This window comes from Azospirillum sp. INR13 (assembly GCF_015390205.1).
GTDB lineage: Bacteria > Pseudomonadota > Alphaproteobacteria > Azospirillales > Azospirillaceae > Azospirillum.
The window spans coordinates 58,776-75,525 of sequence record NZ_VUOI01000015.1 but is presented as its reverse complement, the minus strand read 5'-3'; the positions used below and the strand labels follow the sequence as shown (position 1 = coordinate 75,525).

Genomic DNA, 16,750 nt, shown 5'->3' with positions numbered 1-16,750 from the left:
AAAAAAGGCCGGGGGACGCGCCCCCGGCCCAGGTTTGCCCGATAGGGAGGAGCAGGGCTCAGAAGAAGCCGAGCGCTTTCGGGCTGTAGCTGACCAGCAGGTTCTTGGTCTGCTGGTAGTGGTCGAGCATCATCTTGTGCGTCTCGCGGCCGATGCCGGACTTCTTGTAGCCACCGAAGGCGGCGTGCGCCGGGTACAGGTGGTAGCAGTTGGTCCACACGCGGCCGGCCTGGATGCCGCGGCCCATGCGGAAGGCGCGGTTGCCGTCACGGCTCCACACGCCGGCGCCCAGGCCGAACTCGCTGTCGTTGGCGATGGCCAGCGCCTCTTCCTCGGTCTCGAAGGTGGTCACGGCGACGACCGGGCCGAAGATCTCCTCCTGGAAGATGCGCATCTTGTTGTGGCCTTCCAGGATGGTCGGCTGCACGAAATAGCCGCCCTCCAGTTCGCCGCCCAGATGGGAACGCTCGCCGCCGAGCAGGACCTTGGCGCCCTCGGCCTTGCCGATCTCGATGTAGGAGAGGATCTTCTCCAGCTGCTCCTGCGAGGCCTGGGCGCCGATCATGGTGGCGCCGTCCAGCGGATGGCCCTGGGTGATCTTGGCGACGCGCTCCACCGCCAGCTTGATGAAGCGGTCGTAGATCGACTTCTGGATCAGGACGCGGCTGGGGCAGGTGCAGACCTCGCCCTGGTTCAGCGCGAACATCGCGAAGCCTTCCAGCGCCTTGTCCAGGAACTCGTCGTCGGCGGCCATCACGTCTTCGAAGAAGATGTTCGGCGACTTGCCGCCCAGCTCGACGGTCGACGGGATGATGTTCTCCGAGGCGTATTGCAGGATCAGGCGGCCGGTCGAGGTCTCGCCGGTGAAGGCGATCTTGGCGATGCGCTTGGAGGTGGCGAGCGGCTTGCCCGCCTCGATGCCGAAGCCGTTGACGACGTTGACGACGCCGGGCGGCAGCAGGTCGCCGACGATGTCCATCAGGACCATGATCGCCATCGGGGTCTGCTCGGCCGGCTTCAGCACGATGCAGTTGCCGGCGGCCAGCGCCGGGGCCAGCTTCCAGGCGGCCATCAGCAGCGGGAAGTTCCAGGGGATGATCTGGCCGACGACGCCCAGCGGCTCATGGAAGTGGTAGGCGTAGGTGGTGTGGTCGATCTCGGCGATCGAGCCTTCCTGGGCGCGGATGCAGCCGGCGTAATAGCGGAAATGGTCGATGGCGAGCGGAACGTCGGCGGCGCGGGTCTCGCGGATCGGCTTGCCGTTGTCCAGCGTCTCGGCCAGGGCGATGACCTCCAGCCGCTCTTCCATGCGGTCGGCGATCTTCAGCAGGATGTTCGAGCGCTCGGTCGGCGAGGTGCGGCCCCAGGCATCCTTGGCCTTGTGGGCGGCGTCGAGCGCCAGTTCCACGTCGGCGGCCTGGGAACGGGCGACCTCGCACAGCGCCTTGCCGGTAATCGGGGTCACGTTGGTGAAGTATTGGCCGTCCACCGGAGCCACCCACTGGCCGCCGATAAAGTTGTCGTAGCGGGGGCGGAGCGCGATCTGCTTCTGGAGCGTGTCGAGAGCCTGGTGGAGCATTTGGGCCGTTCCTCTCAGTGTGGCGAACCGGACAGGTCCCCGGTCCAGCGCGTTTGTCTGCGCCATTCAGCCACTCTGGGAGGTGGAGGGTAAATTGTACTATGGAAGGAGAAGATCGGGTGGCGGGATTGTTCGTGCACCACCCGATCCCGCCGCTCACTCTGCGGGATGACGGCCCTCGACATAGCCCTTGCGCAGCTGCTCCTGGTACCAGCGGCGGTGATGCTCGATGGCCCAGGCCTCGTCCACCTCACCGCTGCCCATGGCGTCGAAGGCGCCTTCCATGCCGATGGTGCCGATGTAGATGTGGCCGATCACCACCGCGATCAGCACGGCCGCCAGCAGCCCGTGGATGACGTGCATGATCTGCATGCCGCCGATCCCGGTGAAGGCGAAGGGCACCATCAGCAGATAGCCGGTGACCGTCATGCCGATCCCGCCCAGCACGATGCCCCAGAACACCCCCTTCTGTCCGGCGTTGAAGCGCCCGGCTTCCGGATGATGGCCGCCGGCCTTGGAAAACAGGCCGCCACCGGTCTTGACCCATTGCCAGTCGGACTTTTCCGGAATGTTGTCGCGCATCCAGAGCGCCACGATCATCAGCAGCCCGACGACGAAGGGCACGCTGACGAAGTTGTGGATCGACTTCGAATATTCCGCCAGCGGGGTGAAGGCCTGATGGCCGATCAGCGGGATCAGAAGAGTCCGGCCGAAGGTGAGGATCACGCCGGTCAGCGCCATCGCCAGGAAGCTGACCGCCGTCGTCCAATGGGCGAAGCGGTCCAGCCCGTTGAAGCGCAGGACCAGCCGCCCCGCCTTGCCGCCATGGATTCGGATGGTGCCGCGATAGAGGAAGAAGATCGTCAGCACGGCGGTCATGCCGATCGCCAGCCCGCCGATCGCCAGCCGCAGCGTGTGGCTGCGCCATTCCCGCCATTCCCGCCCTTCCGGCTGGACCAGCACCGCCAGCTTCTCGTCGGGGATGCTGACGCGGCCGATCAGCTTGTCGTCCTGCGGGACGTAGAGCGGCACCTGCTCCTTGGTGGTGGGCGAGTTGGGGCCGGGCGCCTGATAGAGCTGCGCTTGTGCGAAAGTCGGAGCGGCCAGCAGGACGATCAGCAGCAGAAGGAGGTGCAGGGGGCGCAGAGTTGGGCGCATGGGTTGGGTCTCCCGATTAGGCGACTTCTTGCTTCGCTTGCCCCCACCCCAACCCTCCCCCGCTGGGCGGGGGAGGGAGTCAGTTCTTATACGGGAGAGGAGCGGCAGTCCCTCCCCCGCCCAGCGGGGGAGGTTAGGTGGGGGTCTAACGTCGCTCTCCTTCGGAACTCCTCACGCCCCTCCCGTACCCGGCCCGCCGGGCGCGAAAGGAGAGCCGCGGTCGTTGCGGCCGTAGGCGGTGGACCAGCCGGGCGCGCCGGAGCCGTAGCCGCGGCGCAGCGAGCGTTCCTGGTAGATGTCGGCCAGCACGGCGCCGTCGCCGCCCATCAGCGCGCGGGTCGAGCACATCTCCGCACACAAGGGCAGCTTGCCTTCCGCCAAGCGGTTGGAGCCGTATTTCTGGTATTCCTCGACGCTGTTGTCCGCTTCGGGGCCGCCGGCGCAGAAGGTGCACTTGTCCATCTTGCCGCGGCTGCCGAAATCGGTGGTGCGCGGGAATTGCGGCGCACCGAACGGGCAGGCGTAGAAGCAATAGCCGCAGCCGATGCACAGGTCCTTGCTGTGCAGCACCACCCCGTCGGCGGTCTGCAGGAAGCAGTCGACCGGGCACACCGCGGCGCAGGGCGGGTCGTTGCAATGCATGCAGGCCATGGAGATCGACCGTTCGCCAGGCTTGCCGTCGTTCAGCGTGACCAGCCGGCGACGGTTGATGCTCCAGGGGACCTCATGCTCGTTCTTGCAGGCGGTGACGCAGGCGTTGCATTCGATGCAGCGTTCGGCGTCGCACAGGAACTTCATCCGGGCCATGTTCTACCTGCTTCCCTGTCGCGTTCCGCTCACGCCGGCTCGACCCGGCAGAGGGTGACCTTGGTTTCCTGCATGAAGGTGACGGGGTCGTAGCCGTAGGTCGTCACCCCGTTGACCGGTTCGCCCAGCACGATGGGGTCGGTGTCGGGCGGGTAGTTGCCGCGCAAGGACTCGCCCTGCCAGAAGCCGGAGAAGTGGAAGGGCATGAACACCGTGCCGCCGCCGACGCGGTCGGTCACCAGCGCCTTCACCTTGGCCTTGCCGCCATCCTCCGGCCCATGGACCCAGACCCAGGCGCCGTCCTTGATGCCAAGCCGTTCGGCATCCCCGGTGTTGATCTCCACGAACATGTCCTGCTGCAACTCCGCCAGCCAGACGTTGGAGCGGGTCTCCTCGCCGCCGCCCTCGTACTCGACCAGACGGCCGGAGGTCAGCACCATGGGGAAGCGTTGGCGCAGGTCGCTGTCCGCCACCTTGAACTGCAGCGAGCGGGCAAGCTGGACCAGGCGGAAGTCGCGCCGGTCCTCGATGGCCGGGTAGGCCTTCACCAGCTCCGGCCGCGGGGAATAGATCGGCTCGCGGTGGATCGGCACCGGGTCGGGCAGGTTCCAGGCGACGGCGCGCGCCTTGGCGTTCCCGTGCGGCACGCAGCCATGCTTCAGCGCGACGCGGATGATGCCCATCGACAGGTCGGTCTGCCAGCTGACGCTGTCCACATCCGCCCCGCCGATGGCCTGGATGACGCGCGTCTCCTCCGGCGTCAGGTCCTTGTCCCAGCCCAGCTTCTTCAGCACGGCCATGGTGAATTCGGGATAGCCGTCCTCGATCTCCGAGCCCTTGGAATAGGAGCCGTCGGCCAGCAGCGAGACGCCGTTGCGCTCCACCCCGAAACGGGCGCGGAAGACGCCGCCGCCGTCCATCACATGGCGGGAGGTGTCGTAGAGCACCGCCGATCCCGGATGCCTGATCTCCGGATGGCCCCAGCTGGGCCAGGGCAGGCCGTAATAGTCGCCGGCGCAGGGGCCGGAGGCTGCCCGCATGGTGATCTTGTCGAAATCGGCCTGATGCTTCATGTGCATCTTCAGCCGCTCCGGCGACTGGCCGGTGGCGCCGATGGACAGGCAGCCGCGGTTCATCTCGCGCAGGATGTCCTCCGGCACCGGGCGCGTGTTCTCCACCGTGATGTGCTTGAACATCTCGTCGGCGAAGCCCAGCTTGCGGGCCAGCAGGTAGATGATCGTGTAGTCGTCCTTCGATTCGAAGATCGGCTCCACCACCCTCTCGCCCCACTGCATCGAGCGGTTGGAGCAGGTGCGCGACCCGTCGGTCTCGAACTGGGTGCAGGCCGGCAGGATGTAGGTGCCGTTGCGCCGTTCCTTGATGGCGGCGAAGGTGGTCGGGTGCGGGTCGGCGATGACCAGGAGGCTGAGCTTCTCCAGTCCCTTCACCATCTCCGGCATGCGGGTGACGGTGTTGCCGCCATGGCCGAAGCACATCATGGCGCGCAAGGGGCTGGGCTGGTCGATCTCGCCCGGCTTGGCGAGCACCGCGTCGAACCAGCGGGTGGTCGGGATGCCCTTGGCCTCCATCAGATCCTTGGAGCCGAAGCGGCCCCTCAGATAGTCGTACTCGACATCCCACACGCGGGCGAAATGCTTCCATGCCCCTTCGGCAAGCCCGTAATAGGCCGGCAGCGTGCTGACATCGAGGCCGAAATCGGTGGCGCCCTGCACGTTGCAGTGGCCGCGGTAGATGTTGGCGCCGCCGCCGGCAATCCCGATGTTGCCCAGCGCCAGCTGCAGGATCGACAGCGCGCGGACATTGGCGGTGCCCACCGTGTGCTGGGTGACGCCCATGCACCAGATCACGGTGCTGGGCTTGCTTTTGGCAATCACCTCCGCCACCCGGCGCAGCTGCGAGCCGGGGACGCCGGTCACCCGCTCCACCTCCTCAGGCGTCCACTTCTTCACCTCGGCGCGGATCTCGTCCATGCCGTAGACGCGCTGGCGGATATACTCCTTGTCCTCCCAGCCGTTTTCGAAGATGTGCCACAGCAGGCCCCAGGCGACCGGGATGTCGGTGCCGGGACGGATGCGGACATATTCGGTGGCGTGCGCGGCGGTGCGGGTGAAGCGCGGGTCGATGACGATGAAGGGCGCGCGGTTGTGCTCCTTGCCGCGCAGCATGTGCTGCATCGACACCGGATGCGCCTCCGCCGGGTTGCCGCCGACGATCAGCAACGCCTTGGAGTTCTGGATGTCGTTGTAGCTGTTGGTCATGGCGCCGTAGCCCCACGTGTTCGCCACGCCGGCGACCGTGGTGGAATGGCAGATGCGCGCCTGATGGTCGACGTTGTTGGTCCCCCAGAAGGCCGCCAGCTTGCGGTAGAGATAGGCGCCCTCGTTGGAGAACTTGGCAGAGCCCAACCAGAACACCGCATCCGGTCCCGACGCCTGCCGGATGTCCGCCAGCTGGTTGCCGATCTCCTCGATCGCCTGGTCCCAGCCGATGCGCTGCCACACGCCGTCGACCAGCTTGAGGGGATATTTGACCCGCCGGGTGCCCTTGGTCAGCTCGCGCACCGATGCACCTTGGCGCAGTGGGTGCCCTGGTTGATCGGGCTTTCCCAACCCGGTTCCTGCCCGACCCAGACGCCGTTCTGCACCTCCGCGATAACCGTGCAGCCGACCGAACAGTGGGTGCAGACGTTCTTGCGTGTCACCACCTCGATGTTCGGCAGGATGGGACCCGCCTCGGCCTTGCGGATCATCGCACCCGGTAGGGCGCCGACGGCGGCGATGCCGCCCGCGGCAAGGCCGGACCGGCGCAGGAAGCCGCGGCGGCTGACGCCCGACTCCAGGCTGTCGGCCAGCGCTCCGAACAGACCGGAGCTTTTGCCACGCGACGCTTTCGCTGAGGACCGTTTGACCAGCATGGACACCCTCCGGACCGCTCTAGAGGCGGTTCAGCGCGTAGAAGCGCTTGACGTGTTCGGTTTCGCGGTAGCGGGCCTTCACCTGCTCCTGCGGCGATTCCATGGCCTGCGCCTCCTCGCCGCCGGGCAGCACGGCCACGGCGGCGGCGCCCGCCGCCCCCAGCCCCAGCGTCTTCAGGATGTCGCGGCGCTGCAGGGGATTGCGCGGGGGTTCTGGCGGCGTCTTCATGCGTCGGCTCCCTCCAGCTGGTCTGTTTGTCTATCGAGGGCTTCCTGCTCGATCTCCAGGAACAGGCGGCCGATGGCGCCGACCGGGCGGTAGAGACCGGCAGCCTCCGCCGTTTCCAAATCCTGGAAGAATCGCCCGGCCCAGGGCTTCAGGTGGCTGTCCAGCATGTGCCGCTGCACGGCCGGATCGGCCCCTTCGCGGATCAGCACGGCCATCACGTCGCAGAGCGCGGCGATGTGGTCCTCCGGCTCCGAGACGTCCGGCGCGCGTTCAAGCCCCAGCGCCTGCAGGTCGGCGCGCAGGGCCGACAGCGGCCGGTCGGTCAGGAAGCCGGTGCGGTAGTAGGAGGCATAGGGGACCAGCTCGCCCTGGACGACGCCGATGAACAGCGCGTTGAACTCCCGCTCCGCCTCCTGCGGGCTGGTGCCGCGGGCGCGCGACGCGAGGTCGTCGAAGGCATTGCCGATCGCCGTGGCATCGCCCGTCAGGCCGCCGAGCAGTTCCAGCAGGTCGGCGGAGGGCGGAGCCGCCAGCGTCAGCGCCAGCAGCCGGTAGACGTCGGCGCGCAGGGCATCCGCGCCGCTTTCCGGATCATGAACCGTCATCACACTCCCGCAAGCCCCTCCCGACAGATCGCGAAGGCCACAAAAGACCCAGACTGGGATAACGGCCGGCGGGCGCAAAGGTTGCCCTGCCCGGTCGGGGCTACCCCACCGGGGTCATCCTTTTCCCCCGCCCACGGGGTTACTTCTGCGGACGGCCGGAGAAGTTGCGGTGTTCGATGGACGCCTCCTCCCCCACCCGCACGCCGGCGGAGGCGAAAGTCTCGTCGGCGCTTCGCGCGAACAGCGTCGGCATGACCGCCCAGGCGCCACCCGCCAGCACGACGATGGCGCAGAGCGCGGCGAGGAAGGCTTTCATCGGCATTTCTCCAGACAGCACGATCCGGGGCGAGGCCGCGCGGACGGCCCCATCCACGTCCGCCACAACACCCCCGACGCCGGAATGTTTCCCCGCCGTCTTTTCCGCTTGATATGCTCTAACAGAGCACATATGGTTTTGCTCAGAAAGAGCATACAGCGGAGCAGCCCGATGCCCGAGGTCGCCGAACTCGCCTACACCCCCGCCGTCGCCGCGGCGACCGCGCCGATCTATGACCGCATGAAGCGTGTCGTGCCGGCCATCGAGTGGCCCTTCCATGCGCCGCTGGTCCACGCCATCAACGAGCTGAAGCGCGAGCGCAACGCCGTCATCCTGGCGCACAACTACCAGACGCCGGAGATCTTCCACGGCGTGGCCGACATCGTCGGCGACAGCCTGGCGCTGGCCGCCAAGGCGACGCAGACCGACGCCGACGTGATCGTGCTGGCCGGCGTGCATTTCATGGCGGAGACGGCGAAGCTGCTGAACCCGGGCAAGACGGTGCTGATCCCCAGCCGCAACGCCGGCTGCTCGCTGGCCGACAGCATCACCGCCGCCGATGTCCGCCTTCTGCGCGAGGCGCATCCCGGCGTGCCGGTGGTCGCCTACGTCAACACCTCGGCCGAGGTGAAGGCGGAGGTCGACATCTGCTGCACCTCGGGCAATGCGGTGGAGGTGGTGGAATCCCTGGGCGTCGACCGGGTGATCTTCCTGCCCGACGAGTATCTGGCGAAATACGTCGCGACCCAGACCAAGGTGGAGATCATCGCCTGGAAAGGCCATTGCGAGGTGCATGAGCGCTTCACCGGAGCGGAGATCGAGGATTTCCGCCGCCGTTTCGACCGGCTGACCGTGATCGCCCATCCCGAATGCCCGCCGGACGTGCTGGAGGCCGCCGATTTCGTCGGCTCCACCGCCCGCATGATCGACTTCGTCGGTTCGGAGAAGCCACCACGGGTGCTGATGGTCACCGAATGCTCGATGAGCGACAACGTCGCCGCCGCTTCGCCGGAGACGGAGTTCGTACGCCCCTGCAACCTCTGCCCGCATATGAAGACGGTGACGCTGTCGAGCATCCTGGAGTCGCTGCAGACCCTGGAACCGCGGGTCGAGATTCCCGACGCGCTCGCCGCCCGCGCCCGCCGCTCGGTGGAGCGCATGCTGGCGGTGAAGCCGAAGTGAGTGTTCCCAACTCCCCCTCTCCCCCGGGGAGAGGGTCGGGGTGAGGGGGATGCATCTGCCGAACGTCTTCGGATTCGCCGAACCCCCTCATCCCAACCTTCTCCCCGCTTTCGGCGGACCAAAGGTCCGCCTGTCGCGTCAGCGCAAACGAAGTTTGCGCGTGAGCAGGGGGGAGAAGGGATTGATCCGCGTTGTGTAGGAGTCCCCCCATGATCTCCAGCACGCCTTACGATGTCCGCGATGCCGAGGTGATCGTCGTCGGCTCCGGCCTTGCCGGGATGACAGCGGCGCTGCAACTGGCGCCCCGCGCGGTCACGCTCATCACCAAGACCGCCGGCCTGCCCGGCGGCTCCAGCCTCTATGCCCAGGGCGGCGTTGCCGCCGCGGTCGGCCCCGGCGACCGGCCGGAGGACCATGCCGCCGACACCGTCGCCGCCGGCGCCGGGCTGGTCGACGCCGCGATGGCGGCCCTGCTGACCCGCGACGGCGCCGCGCTGATCCGCCGCCTGCTGGAGGACGGCCTTCCCTTCGACCGCGCCGCCGACGGCTCGCCGCTGCTGGGGCGCGAGGCCGCCCATGGCGCCGCGCGCATCGTCCATGCCGGGGGAGACGCCACCGGCCGCACGCTGGTCACCGCCCTGGCCGAGCGCCTGCGCGCCACCCCGTCGATGCGGGTGGAGACGGATGCGTTCGCCGTCGATCTCGTGCTGCGCAACGGCCGGGTCTGCGGCCTGCTGGCCTGCCATCCGCAGGGCTGGGTGCTGCACCGCGCCCCCCGCGTCATCCTGGCGACCGGCGGCATCGGCGCCGCCTTCGCCCGCACCACCAACCCGGCGGAGGCCACCGGCGACGGGCTGGCCATCGCCGCGCGGGCCGGTGCCCGGCTGGCCGACCTGGAATTCGTGCAGTTCCACCCCACCGCGCTCGCCGTCGATGCAGACCCGGTGCCGCTGCTGACCGAGGCGCTGCGCGGTGCTGGCGCCATCCTGCTCGACCGCCAGGGCCACCGCTTCATGCCGGACGAGCATCCGCTGGCGGAGCTGGCGCCGCGCGACGTGGTCGCCCGCGCCATCGGCCGGCGCGTCGCGGCGGGGGAGCCGGTGTTCCTCGATCTGCGCCCGGCGCTGGCCGCCAAGCCGGACGGCTTCCCCACCGTGCTGGCGCTGTGCGCCGACCATGGGCTCGACCCGTTCGCGGAACCGATGCCGGTGGCGCCCGCCGCCCACTACCACATGGGCGGGGTGGTCACCGACGCCGACGGTCGCACCAGCCTGGAAGGACTGTGGGCCTGCGGCGAGGTCGCCTGCACCGGCGTCCACGGCGCCAACCGGCTTGCCAGCAATTCGCTGCTGGAGGCGCTGGTCTTCGGCGCCCGCGTCGCCCGCGACGTTGCCGAACGCCCCCTGGCTCCGCTGCCGCCCTTCGCCCTGCCCCGTCCGCCGGCGGTCGCCGCCGATGTCGGCCACGCCCTGCTCGATGCCATCGGGGCGGAGGCGCGGACGGCGCTCTACGAAGGGGCCGGGCTGGTCCGCGACGGGCTGGGGCTGCTGGCCGCCCGGCGCAAACTGGACCGGCTGGCCGCAGCGCTGGACACGTTGCGCTGCGAGGACGGCGACGCGGCTCCACCCGAGGTCGTCCGCCAGTGGGGCGAGGCGCGCAACCGGCTGCTGGTCGGCCGGCTGGTCGTCCATGCCGCGCTGGCACGGGAGGAGAGCCGCGGCGCCCATTGCCGCAGCGACCATCCGCTGCCGAACCCCGCCTTCACCCGCCGCACCCTGACCCTCAGCGAACTGGCCGGCACCGCCGGTCCCCTGCCCGGAGACGCCGCATGCTGCATCCTCTGACCGTCGAGCCCATCGTCCGCGCCGCCCTGGCGGAGGATCTGGGCCGGGCCGGCGACATCACCACCGACAGCATCATCCCGGCCGAGGCGGTGGCGACCGCCCGCATCGCCGCCCGCAAGGACGGCCGCGTCGCCGGACTGGAAGCGGCGCTGATCGCCTTCCGCCTGCTCGATCCCGGCATCTCGGTGACGGTGGAGCGCGCCGATGGCGACGACGTGCCTCCCGGCGGCACCATCGCCACCCTGACCGGCAAGGCCCGCGCCCTGCTGACGGCGGAACGCACGGCCCTGAACCTGATGGGCCGGCTGTCCGGCATCGCCACCGCCACCCGCGCGCTGGTGCGCGAGGTGGAGGGGACCAGTGCCCGCATCGTCTGCACCCGCAAGACCACCCCCGGCCTGCGCGTTCTGGAAAAGCATGCGGTGAAGCTGGGCGGCGGCTTCAACCACCGCTTCGGGCTGGATGACGCCGTCCTCATCAAGGACAACCACATCGCGGTCGCCGGCGGCGTGCGTCCGGCGGTGGAGCGCGTCCGCGCCGCCATCGGCCACATGGTGAAAGTGGAGGTGGAGGTCGACACGCTCGACCAGCTGGACGAGCTGCTGGGCCTGCCGGTCGATGTCGTGCTGCTCGACAACATGGACCCGGACACGCTGCGCCGCGCCGTACGCATGGTGGACGGCCGGCTGCTGACCGAAGCCTCGGGCAACGTCACGCTCGCCACCGTCCGCGCCATCGCCGATACCGGCGTCGACATGATCAGCTGCGGCTGGCTGACCCACAGCGCCCCGAACCTGGATTTGGGGCTTGATATGTGAGGGCGATAATCCCCTCTCCCGCAAGGGGAGAGGGGGAACTTCAGATCCTACGCCGCCAGCTTCTCGACCGTGCCGTCCAGGTTCATCAGCAGCAGTTCGACCTCGAGGTCGGGGTGGCGTTCCTTGACCATCGCCTTCAGCTTGGTCAGGTACTGGCCGTGCACCTCGGCCTCCTTGGCCGCATCGGACGCCACGTCCATGCCGAGGAAGACCTTGTAGGCGCCGCAGTCGCGGTGATCCATGACGATCACGCGCTTGATGTGGTGCAACTCCTTGGCGACCGCGACATGGTCCCAGAACGCCTCGCCCCAGGCGGGCTTCTTGTCGGTCAGGGCGCCCAGGCTGGCGCCGGCCAGGATGACGTGGTCGTAGTTCGCCTGCATGTTGCGGGCGTTCATATAGCCGGCGACATGGCCCATCAGGCGATAGTCCATGCAGGACAGCAGAAGCGTGTCGACGCTGCCGGCGCGGGCCGGGCGGCTCATCATCATCGGCGCCATCAGAGTCACGCCGGCCCCCAGCGTCGCCAGCTTCAGGAACCCGCGGCGCGAGCTGTGTTCGCCCTGGCAGCAGCCGTGGTCATGACCGGTCGAATGATCCATTGTGCCCTCCAACACGCCCCGAACCCATATCGGGGGTTTCACGCGTGATGGTGGCAGGCAAATGGTAAAAAATTTCAATATGGGGCTTCCATCAAGTGGAAAAGCAATGATCGTTCATCTCAGTGGCATTTTTCGGAAAGCTTGGCCCGCAACCGTGTAATCGCGCCCCTCAATGGCACAAAAGAAACGAGGGCACAAAAGAAACGGGCCGCCCGGTGAGGGGCGGCCCGTTCCAAAGCATGGACGTTCCTGGTCGTCAGCGTGCGGCGATCATCCGCCGCGCGTGCTGCTGGGCGCCGGGGCTCCGACCGATCCGACGGTGCCGGAGGCCGGCGGCGGCGATACGCTCGCGCTGTGGCTGGACGAACACTCCGCGTTGGCGATCCCAGCCGTCAGGAGTGCGGCGAGACCGAACAATGCGGCGACAACCGGACTGGCTCCATGAGACATTGGATCACCTCCTTTCTGAAACGTTGCGACCACCAATAGATTGACACAGCAGGGCGCTTGGTCAATGGCCGATTCGCCTGCCGCTGCTCCGTCTCCCATACGGACAGGTTTGGAGTCCATACCAGACCATTTTCATCGGGTTTCCAGCAGGCCGCTCATGGTCGCGAACAGCTCCGACTTGGCCTCGAACCCGATGCCGGGCAGGTCGGGCAGGCGCACCCGGCCGTCCTCCACGGCGATGCCGTCGGCGAAGCCGCAGAAGGGCTTGAAGACGTCGGGATAGGATTCGTTGCCGCCCAGATGCAGGCCGGCGGCGATGTTCAGCGACATCTGGTGCCCGCCGTGCGGGACCACGCGCCGGCTGGACCAGCCGTTCTCCTTCAGCATGTCCAGCGTGCGCATATACTCCACCAGCCCATAGCTCAGTGCGCAGTCGAACTGCAGCCAGTCGCGGTCGGGGCGCATGCCGCCATGACGGATCAGGTTGCGGGCGTCCTGGTGGGAGAAGAGGTTCTCGCCGGTCGCCATCGGGCGGTCGTAATGGTCGGCGAGTTCGGCTTGCAGCGCATAATCGAGCGGATCGCCCGCCTCCTCATACCAGAACAGGCCGTAGGGCTTCAGCGCCTCCGCATAGGCGATGGCGGTGTCGAGGTCGAAGCGGCCGTTGGCGTCGACGCACAGGTTCCCGCCCGATCCCACCACCTCCAGCACCGCGTCGATCCGGCGCAGATCCTCCTCCAGCGGGGCGCCGCCGATCTTCATCTTCACGACCTTGTAGCCGCGGTCGCGGTAGCTGCGCATCTCGTCCTGCAGCGCCGTCACATCCTTGCCGGGATAGTAATAGCCGCCGGCCGCGTAGACCCAGACGCTGTCGTCGGCCACCCCGCCGCGGAAACGGTCGGCCAGCAGGCGGTAGAGCGGCACGCCGGCGATCTTCGCCACGGCATCCCACACCGCCATGTCGATGGTGCCGACGGCGACGGAGCGCTCGCCATGGCCGCCCGGCTTCTCGTTGGTCATCAGCCGCGCCCAGATGCGGAACGGGTCCAGGTTTTCGCCCGTGTCGTCCAGCAGGCTGTCGGGAGCGGCCGACATCAGCCGGGGAATGAAGCGCTCGCGCAGCAGCCCGCCCGCGGCATAGCGGCCGTTGGAGTTGAAGCCGTAGCCGATCACCGGCTTGCCGTCGCGCACCACGTCGGTGACCACCGCCACCACGCTGCAGGTCATCTGGCTGAAATCGATGAAGGCGTTGGCGATGTCGGACTTGATGCCGGCGGTCTGCTCGCGGATTTCGACGATGCGCATGGCGGTTCCTCTTGCAGCGTGGTGGCGCGTTTCGTGCCGGCACTGTAGGGATGGTGAGGGCCGCCGGGCCAATGCCAAGGCCGGAACGCATCATGCGGGTTCGGCATAGCCGGCGGAAAGCCGGCTTGGCAGACGTGACGAAGATTGGGCGATGGAACTCTCCTGGCTCGACGATTTCCTGGCGCTGGTGGATTGCGGCAACTTCTCCCGCGCCGCCGACGCGCGCCACCTGACCCAGCCGGCCTTCAGCCGCCGCATCCGCGCGCTGGAGGATTGGGCCGGCACCCCGCTGTTCGACCGCAGCGGCCAGCCGGTGACCCTGACGGAGGCCGGGCGCCGCTTCCGCCCCTTCGCCGACGAAACGGTGCGCCGCCTGCTGCAGGGTCGCGAGGAGGCGCGGCTCGCCGCCCAGTCGGAGGCCGCGACCCTGCGCTTCGCCGCCACGCACGCGCTGTCGCTCACCTTCTTCCCCTCCTGGCTGCGGGCGCTGGAAGCCCGCGCGCGGCTGGGCGCCATCACCCTGTCGTCGGACAGCATGGAGGCCTGCGAGCGGCTGATGCTGGCAGGCCAGGCGCAGTTCCTGCTGTGCCACGCCCACCCGGCGGCCGCCGGCCGGCTCGACGCGGAGTCCTTCCGCTCCATCGTCGTCGGCAACGACCGGCTGCTGGCGGTGACCGCCCCGGATGCCGATGGCCGGCCCCGTCATCTGCTGTCCAACGGAGAAGCCGCGGCGCTGCCGCACCTGTCCTACAGCCGCGAGTCCGGCATGGGCCGCATCCTGGAGGCGGTGCGGGCGGTGCAGCCGTTGCCGGGCGCGCTCGACACCGTCTTCACCTCTCATCTCGCGGCGGTTCTGCGCACGCTGGCGCGCGACGGGCGCGGGGTGGCATGGCTGCCGGAAAGCCTGATCGCCGAGGATCTGGCCCGCGGAACCCTGGTTCGGGCAGGCGTGCCCGCCGGCGACGCACGCTGGACCGTGCCGGTGCAGATCCGGCTGGTCCGTCCCCGCGCGCGCCAGAGCAAGGCGGCGGAAAGCTTCTGGACGCTCGCGGTGGAGGCCGCGCTGTGGCGCAATGCCGAGTCGTCGCCGGAGCCCGCCATCGCGGTTGCCGAGTTGGAACATCCCATGGAAAAAGAGTTGTGACGCTCGCCCCTTAAGGCACTTTGTTCGTTGACATTCCCGCCGATGATCGTTCAACGAGTCGATTTCGCTGGCGCTAACCCTTTCGATCAGGCAAAATTTGCCTAGTTTGGGGTGCAGCCGGGCCCCGACACCACCGGTCGGATGACCGAAGCCAAGACCTGTTCGCCGGCTGGTCCAAGAAGCGTCGCACCAGCGACCGGAGGAACCATCATGGGCGTGAGCAGCATCGGCGGTATCGGCGGCTATCAGCAGCAGTCCTACGTCACCCCGCTCAGCAGCGGTCCGGCCGCGGCGCAGCGGTCCACCTCGCCGGTCGAATCCGCACAGGAAGACCAGGACGAACGCACCCGCCGCCAGCAGGAGGCGCAGAGCGTCCAGTCCGGTTCCGGCGGCGGCAACACCACCCCGACCCGTGGCCAGACCCTGAACATCACGGTCTGATCGGCACCTGTCGCACGGCCGGAACGGCGGGAGAGAGAAACGGAGCGCCCGGCAACGGCCCGCTCCAGTCGGCGGACAACAGACGCGGGAGGCACCGATGGAGATCCGTGGCGTTTCCAGCACGACGGCAGTCCGCCCGACGGCCTTCCAGCCGATGGAGGCCGGCGTCGCCGCCTCTTCGGCCGGCTCCGTCCAACCCTCGCCCACCCAGACCGGCAGCACCGCCGCCGGGGGGGAAGCGGGGAAGTCCTCCGGCCCAGGCTATATCAGCCCCTATCTGCGCTACGATCAGGGCGCACGGGTCGCGGTGCTCTATTTCCGCGACTTCGATACCGGCGAAACCCAGGACCAGATCCCGTCCCAGCGCGTCGTCGAGGAATACCGCCGCGCCGCCGACCGTCTTGCGCAGGACGACCAGAGGAAATCCACCGGGACGCAGACGGCAAGCGGCGGCAAGGCCGATCCGGCTGCCGGTTCCACCGATGGCTTGAGCAACGGAACGACATCGCGGGCGGGCGCCGCAACGGCCTGGAGCACTGCAGGGACTGGGTTGGGCGGCGGCACGTCCTTCGCCGGCGGATCGGTGGACAGCGGGTCGGCAGCCGCCACCGGTGCGGCGTCGCCCGGTACGCCGTCCACCGGCGCGGTTCCGGCTACCTCCGGCTTCACGCCCGCTGCGGCGGCCGGGCGCTACGGCGGATCGCCCGGTGGCCTCGTATCGGTGACGGTCTGAGCCTCCCGCGCCCTATTTGAATTTCGTGCCGAAGAACTGCCCGAACTGCTGCTTATGGGTGTCCTTGCGTTCCTTGACCATGCTGCTCGACAGGTTAAGGGCGGCCCGGTAATAGACCACCCAATCTTCCATGCGGTTTTCCAGCCATGGTTCGCAGTTTTCGCACGGGCTGTAGTCGACGTAGATGTGGCATCGGCCATTCTGGTCGGTCCACAGCGCATATTGATCGCAGGCAATCAGAATGGCCGTCTGTTCGGCATGCTGTTCGCGCTGGGACGAGGCGAAGGGGCTTCTCGGGTTGATGTCGTCCGATACGGTGTTGAACACCGGATCAAGGCCCGTATGCAGGCGTGACGATCCGAAACAGACCGAGAAATTGGGATAGGATGTCAGATCCGCTCGCTTCTGCACCGCCACCGCGGCATTGCAGGCTTCATAGCCGAAACCGAGATTGCGAAATCCGTGGAAATGGACGAAATGATTGGTTGCCGCGGCATACAAGGCCAGGCCGGGGCTGCCCTGCGGCACGGCAGTGGTGCTGAGGTTGATCATCTGATGGATGGTCATGGATCTCTCGCCCAAAAAGTGAAAATGGCTCGCCT

Annotated in this window: 15 protein-coding genes and 1 pseudogene; 6 read left to right on the top strand and 10 right to left on the bottom strand. The window is 68.1% G+C overall.

The features are described from left to right. Positions 1–58: 58 nt before the first annotated feature. The 7 genes and pseudogenes from adh to F1643_RS12995 all read right to left on the bottom strand — a co-directional run bounded on the left by adh (position 59) and on the right by F1643_RS12995 (position 7,629). Entirely contained in the window at positions 59–1,579 is a 1,521-nt protein-coding gene (gene adh, locus F1643_RS13025; RefSeq protein ID WP_194913591.1) for an aldehyde dehydrogenase, read from the bottom strand. 156 nt (positions 1,580–1,735) lie between these two features. Continuing rightward, positions 1,736–2,737: a formate dehydrogenase subunit gamma gene (locus F1643_RS13020; RefSeq protein WP_194913590.1), complete on the bottom strand. Its 1,002-nt coding sequence runs from the start codon at positions 2,735–2,737 to the stop codon at positions 1,736–1,738. Between the two features lie 171 nt (positions 2,738–2,908). After that, positions 2,909–3,544, bottom strand: coding sequence for a formate dehydrogenase FDH3 subunit beta (fdh3B, locus tag F1643_RS13015; RefSeq protein WP_194913589.1), 636 nt, complete (start codon positions 3,542–3,544; stop codon positions 2,909–2,911). Positions 3,545–3,573: 29 nt separating this feature from the next. Further along, positions 3,574–6,479 (bottom strand): annotated as a pseudogene (locus F1643_RS13010) (formate dehydrogenase subunit alpha). A 19-nt stretch (positions 6,480–6,498) separates the two neighbouring features. Further along, positions 6,499–6,708: a twin-arginine translocation signal domain-containing protein gene (locus tag F1643_RS13005; protein ID WP_194913588.1), complete on the bottom strand. Its 210-nt coding sequence runs from the start codon at positions 6,706–6,708 to the stop codon at positions 6,499–6,501. After that, the gene (locus tag F1643_RS13000; protein WP_194913587.1) at positions 6,705–7,313 is read right to left on the bottom strand and encodes a molecular chaperone; all 609 of its coding nucleotides are present in this window, start codon (positions 7,311–7,313) and stop codon (positions 6,705–6,707) included. The genes F1643_RS13005 and F1643_RS13000 overlap by 4 nt, the downstream gene beginning before the upstream one ends. A 139-nt stretch (positions 7,314–7,452) precedes the next feature. Continuing rightward, entirely contained in the window at positions 7,453–7,629 is a 177-nt protein-coding gene (locus tag F1643_RS12995) for a hypothetical protein (RefSeq protein ID WP_188092531.1), read from the bottom strand. Positions 7,630–7,800: 171 nt separating this feature from the next. Here F1643_RS12995 and nadA point away from each other — a divergent pair, with 171 nt between their 5' ends. From nadA to nadC, 3 genes are all read left to right on the top strand, one after another. Beyond that, positions 7,801–8,811 carry a quinolinate synthase NadA gene (nadA, locus tag F1643_RS12990; protein ID WP_149227168.1) on the top strand — a complete coding sequence of 337 codons (1,011 nt, stop codon included), beginning with the start codon at positions 7,801–7,803 and terminating at the stop codon, positions 8,809–8,811. A gap of 209 nt (positions 8,812–9,020) precedes the next feature. Next, positions 9,021–10,655, top strand: coding sequence for an L-aspartate oxidase (locus F1643_RS12985; RefSeq protein ID WP_194913586.1), 1,635 nt, complete (start codon positions 9,021–9,023; stop codon positions 10,653–10,655). Then, complete coding sequence (gene nadC / locus F1643_RS12980; RefSeq protein ID WP_194913585.1) at positions 10,640–11,473, top strand: carboxylating nicotinate-nucleotide diphosphorylase; 834 nt, start codon at positions 10,640–10,642, stop codon at positions 11,471–11,473. Before F1643_RS12985 ends, nadC begins: the two co-directional genes overlap by 16 nt. A gap of 47 nt (positions 11,474–11,520) precedes the next feature. Here the strand turns inward: nadC and F1643_RS12975 are convergent, their stop codons facing one another. Then, a complete protein-coding gene (locus F1643_RS12975; RefSeq protein WP_194913584.1) occupies positions 11,521–12,075 on the bottom strand; it encodes a carbonic anhydrase in 555 nt (184 codons plus the stop codon). A gap of 582 nt (positions 12,076–12,657) precedes the next feature. Continuing rightward, positions 12,658–13,830, bottom strand: a complete 1,173-nt coding sequence (locus tag F1643_RS12970; RefSeq protein WP_194913582.1) for a mandelate racemase/muconate lactonizing enzyme family protein — start codon at positions 13,828–13,830, stop codon at positions 12,658–12,660. A 151-nt stretch (positions 13,831–13,981) separates the two neighbouring features. Here F1643_RS12970 and F1643_RS12965 point away from each other — a divergent pair, with 151 nt between their 5' ends. From F1643_RS12965 to F1643_RS12955, 3 genes are all read left to right on the top strand, one after another. Then, entirely contained in the window at positions 13,982–14,974 is a 993-nt protein-coding gene (locus tag F1643_RS12965) for a LysR family transcriptional regulator (RefSeq protein ID WP_194913581.1), read from the top strand. Positions 14,975–15,184: 210 nt separating this feature from the next. Beyond that, a complete protein-coding gene (locus tag F1643_RS12960) occupies positions 15,185–15,415 on the top strand; it encodes a hypothetical protein (protein ID WP_194913580.1) in 231 nt (76 codons plus the stop codon). A gap of 97 nt (positions 15,416–15,512) precedes the next feature. Next, complete coding sequence (locus tag F1643_RS12955) at positions 15,513–16,148, top strand: hypothetical protein (RefSeq protein WP_194913579.1); 636 nt, start codon at positions 15,513–15,515, stop codon at positions 16,146–16,148. Positions 16,149–16,160: 12 nt separating this feature from the next. On the opposite strand, the gene F1643_RS12950 is transcribed toward F1643_RS12955, so the two are convergent. After that, a complete protein-coding gene (locus tag F1643_RS12950) occupies positions 16,161–16,715 on the bottom strand; it encodes a hypothetical protein (protein WP_194913578.1) in 555 nt (184 codons plus the stop codon). Between the last annotated feature and the right edge of the window lie 35 nt (positions 16,716–16,750).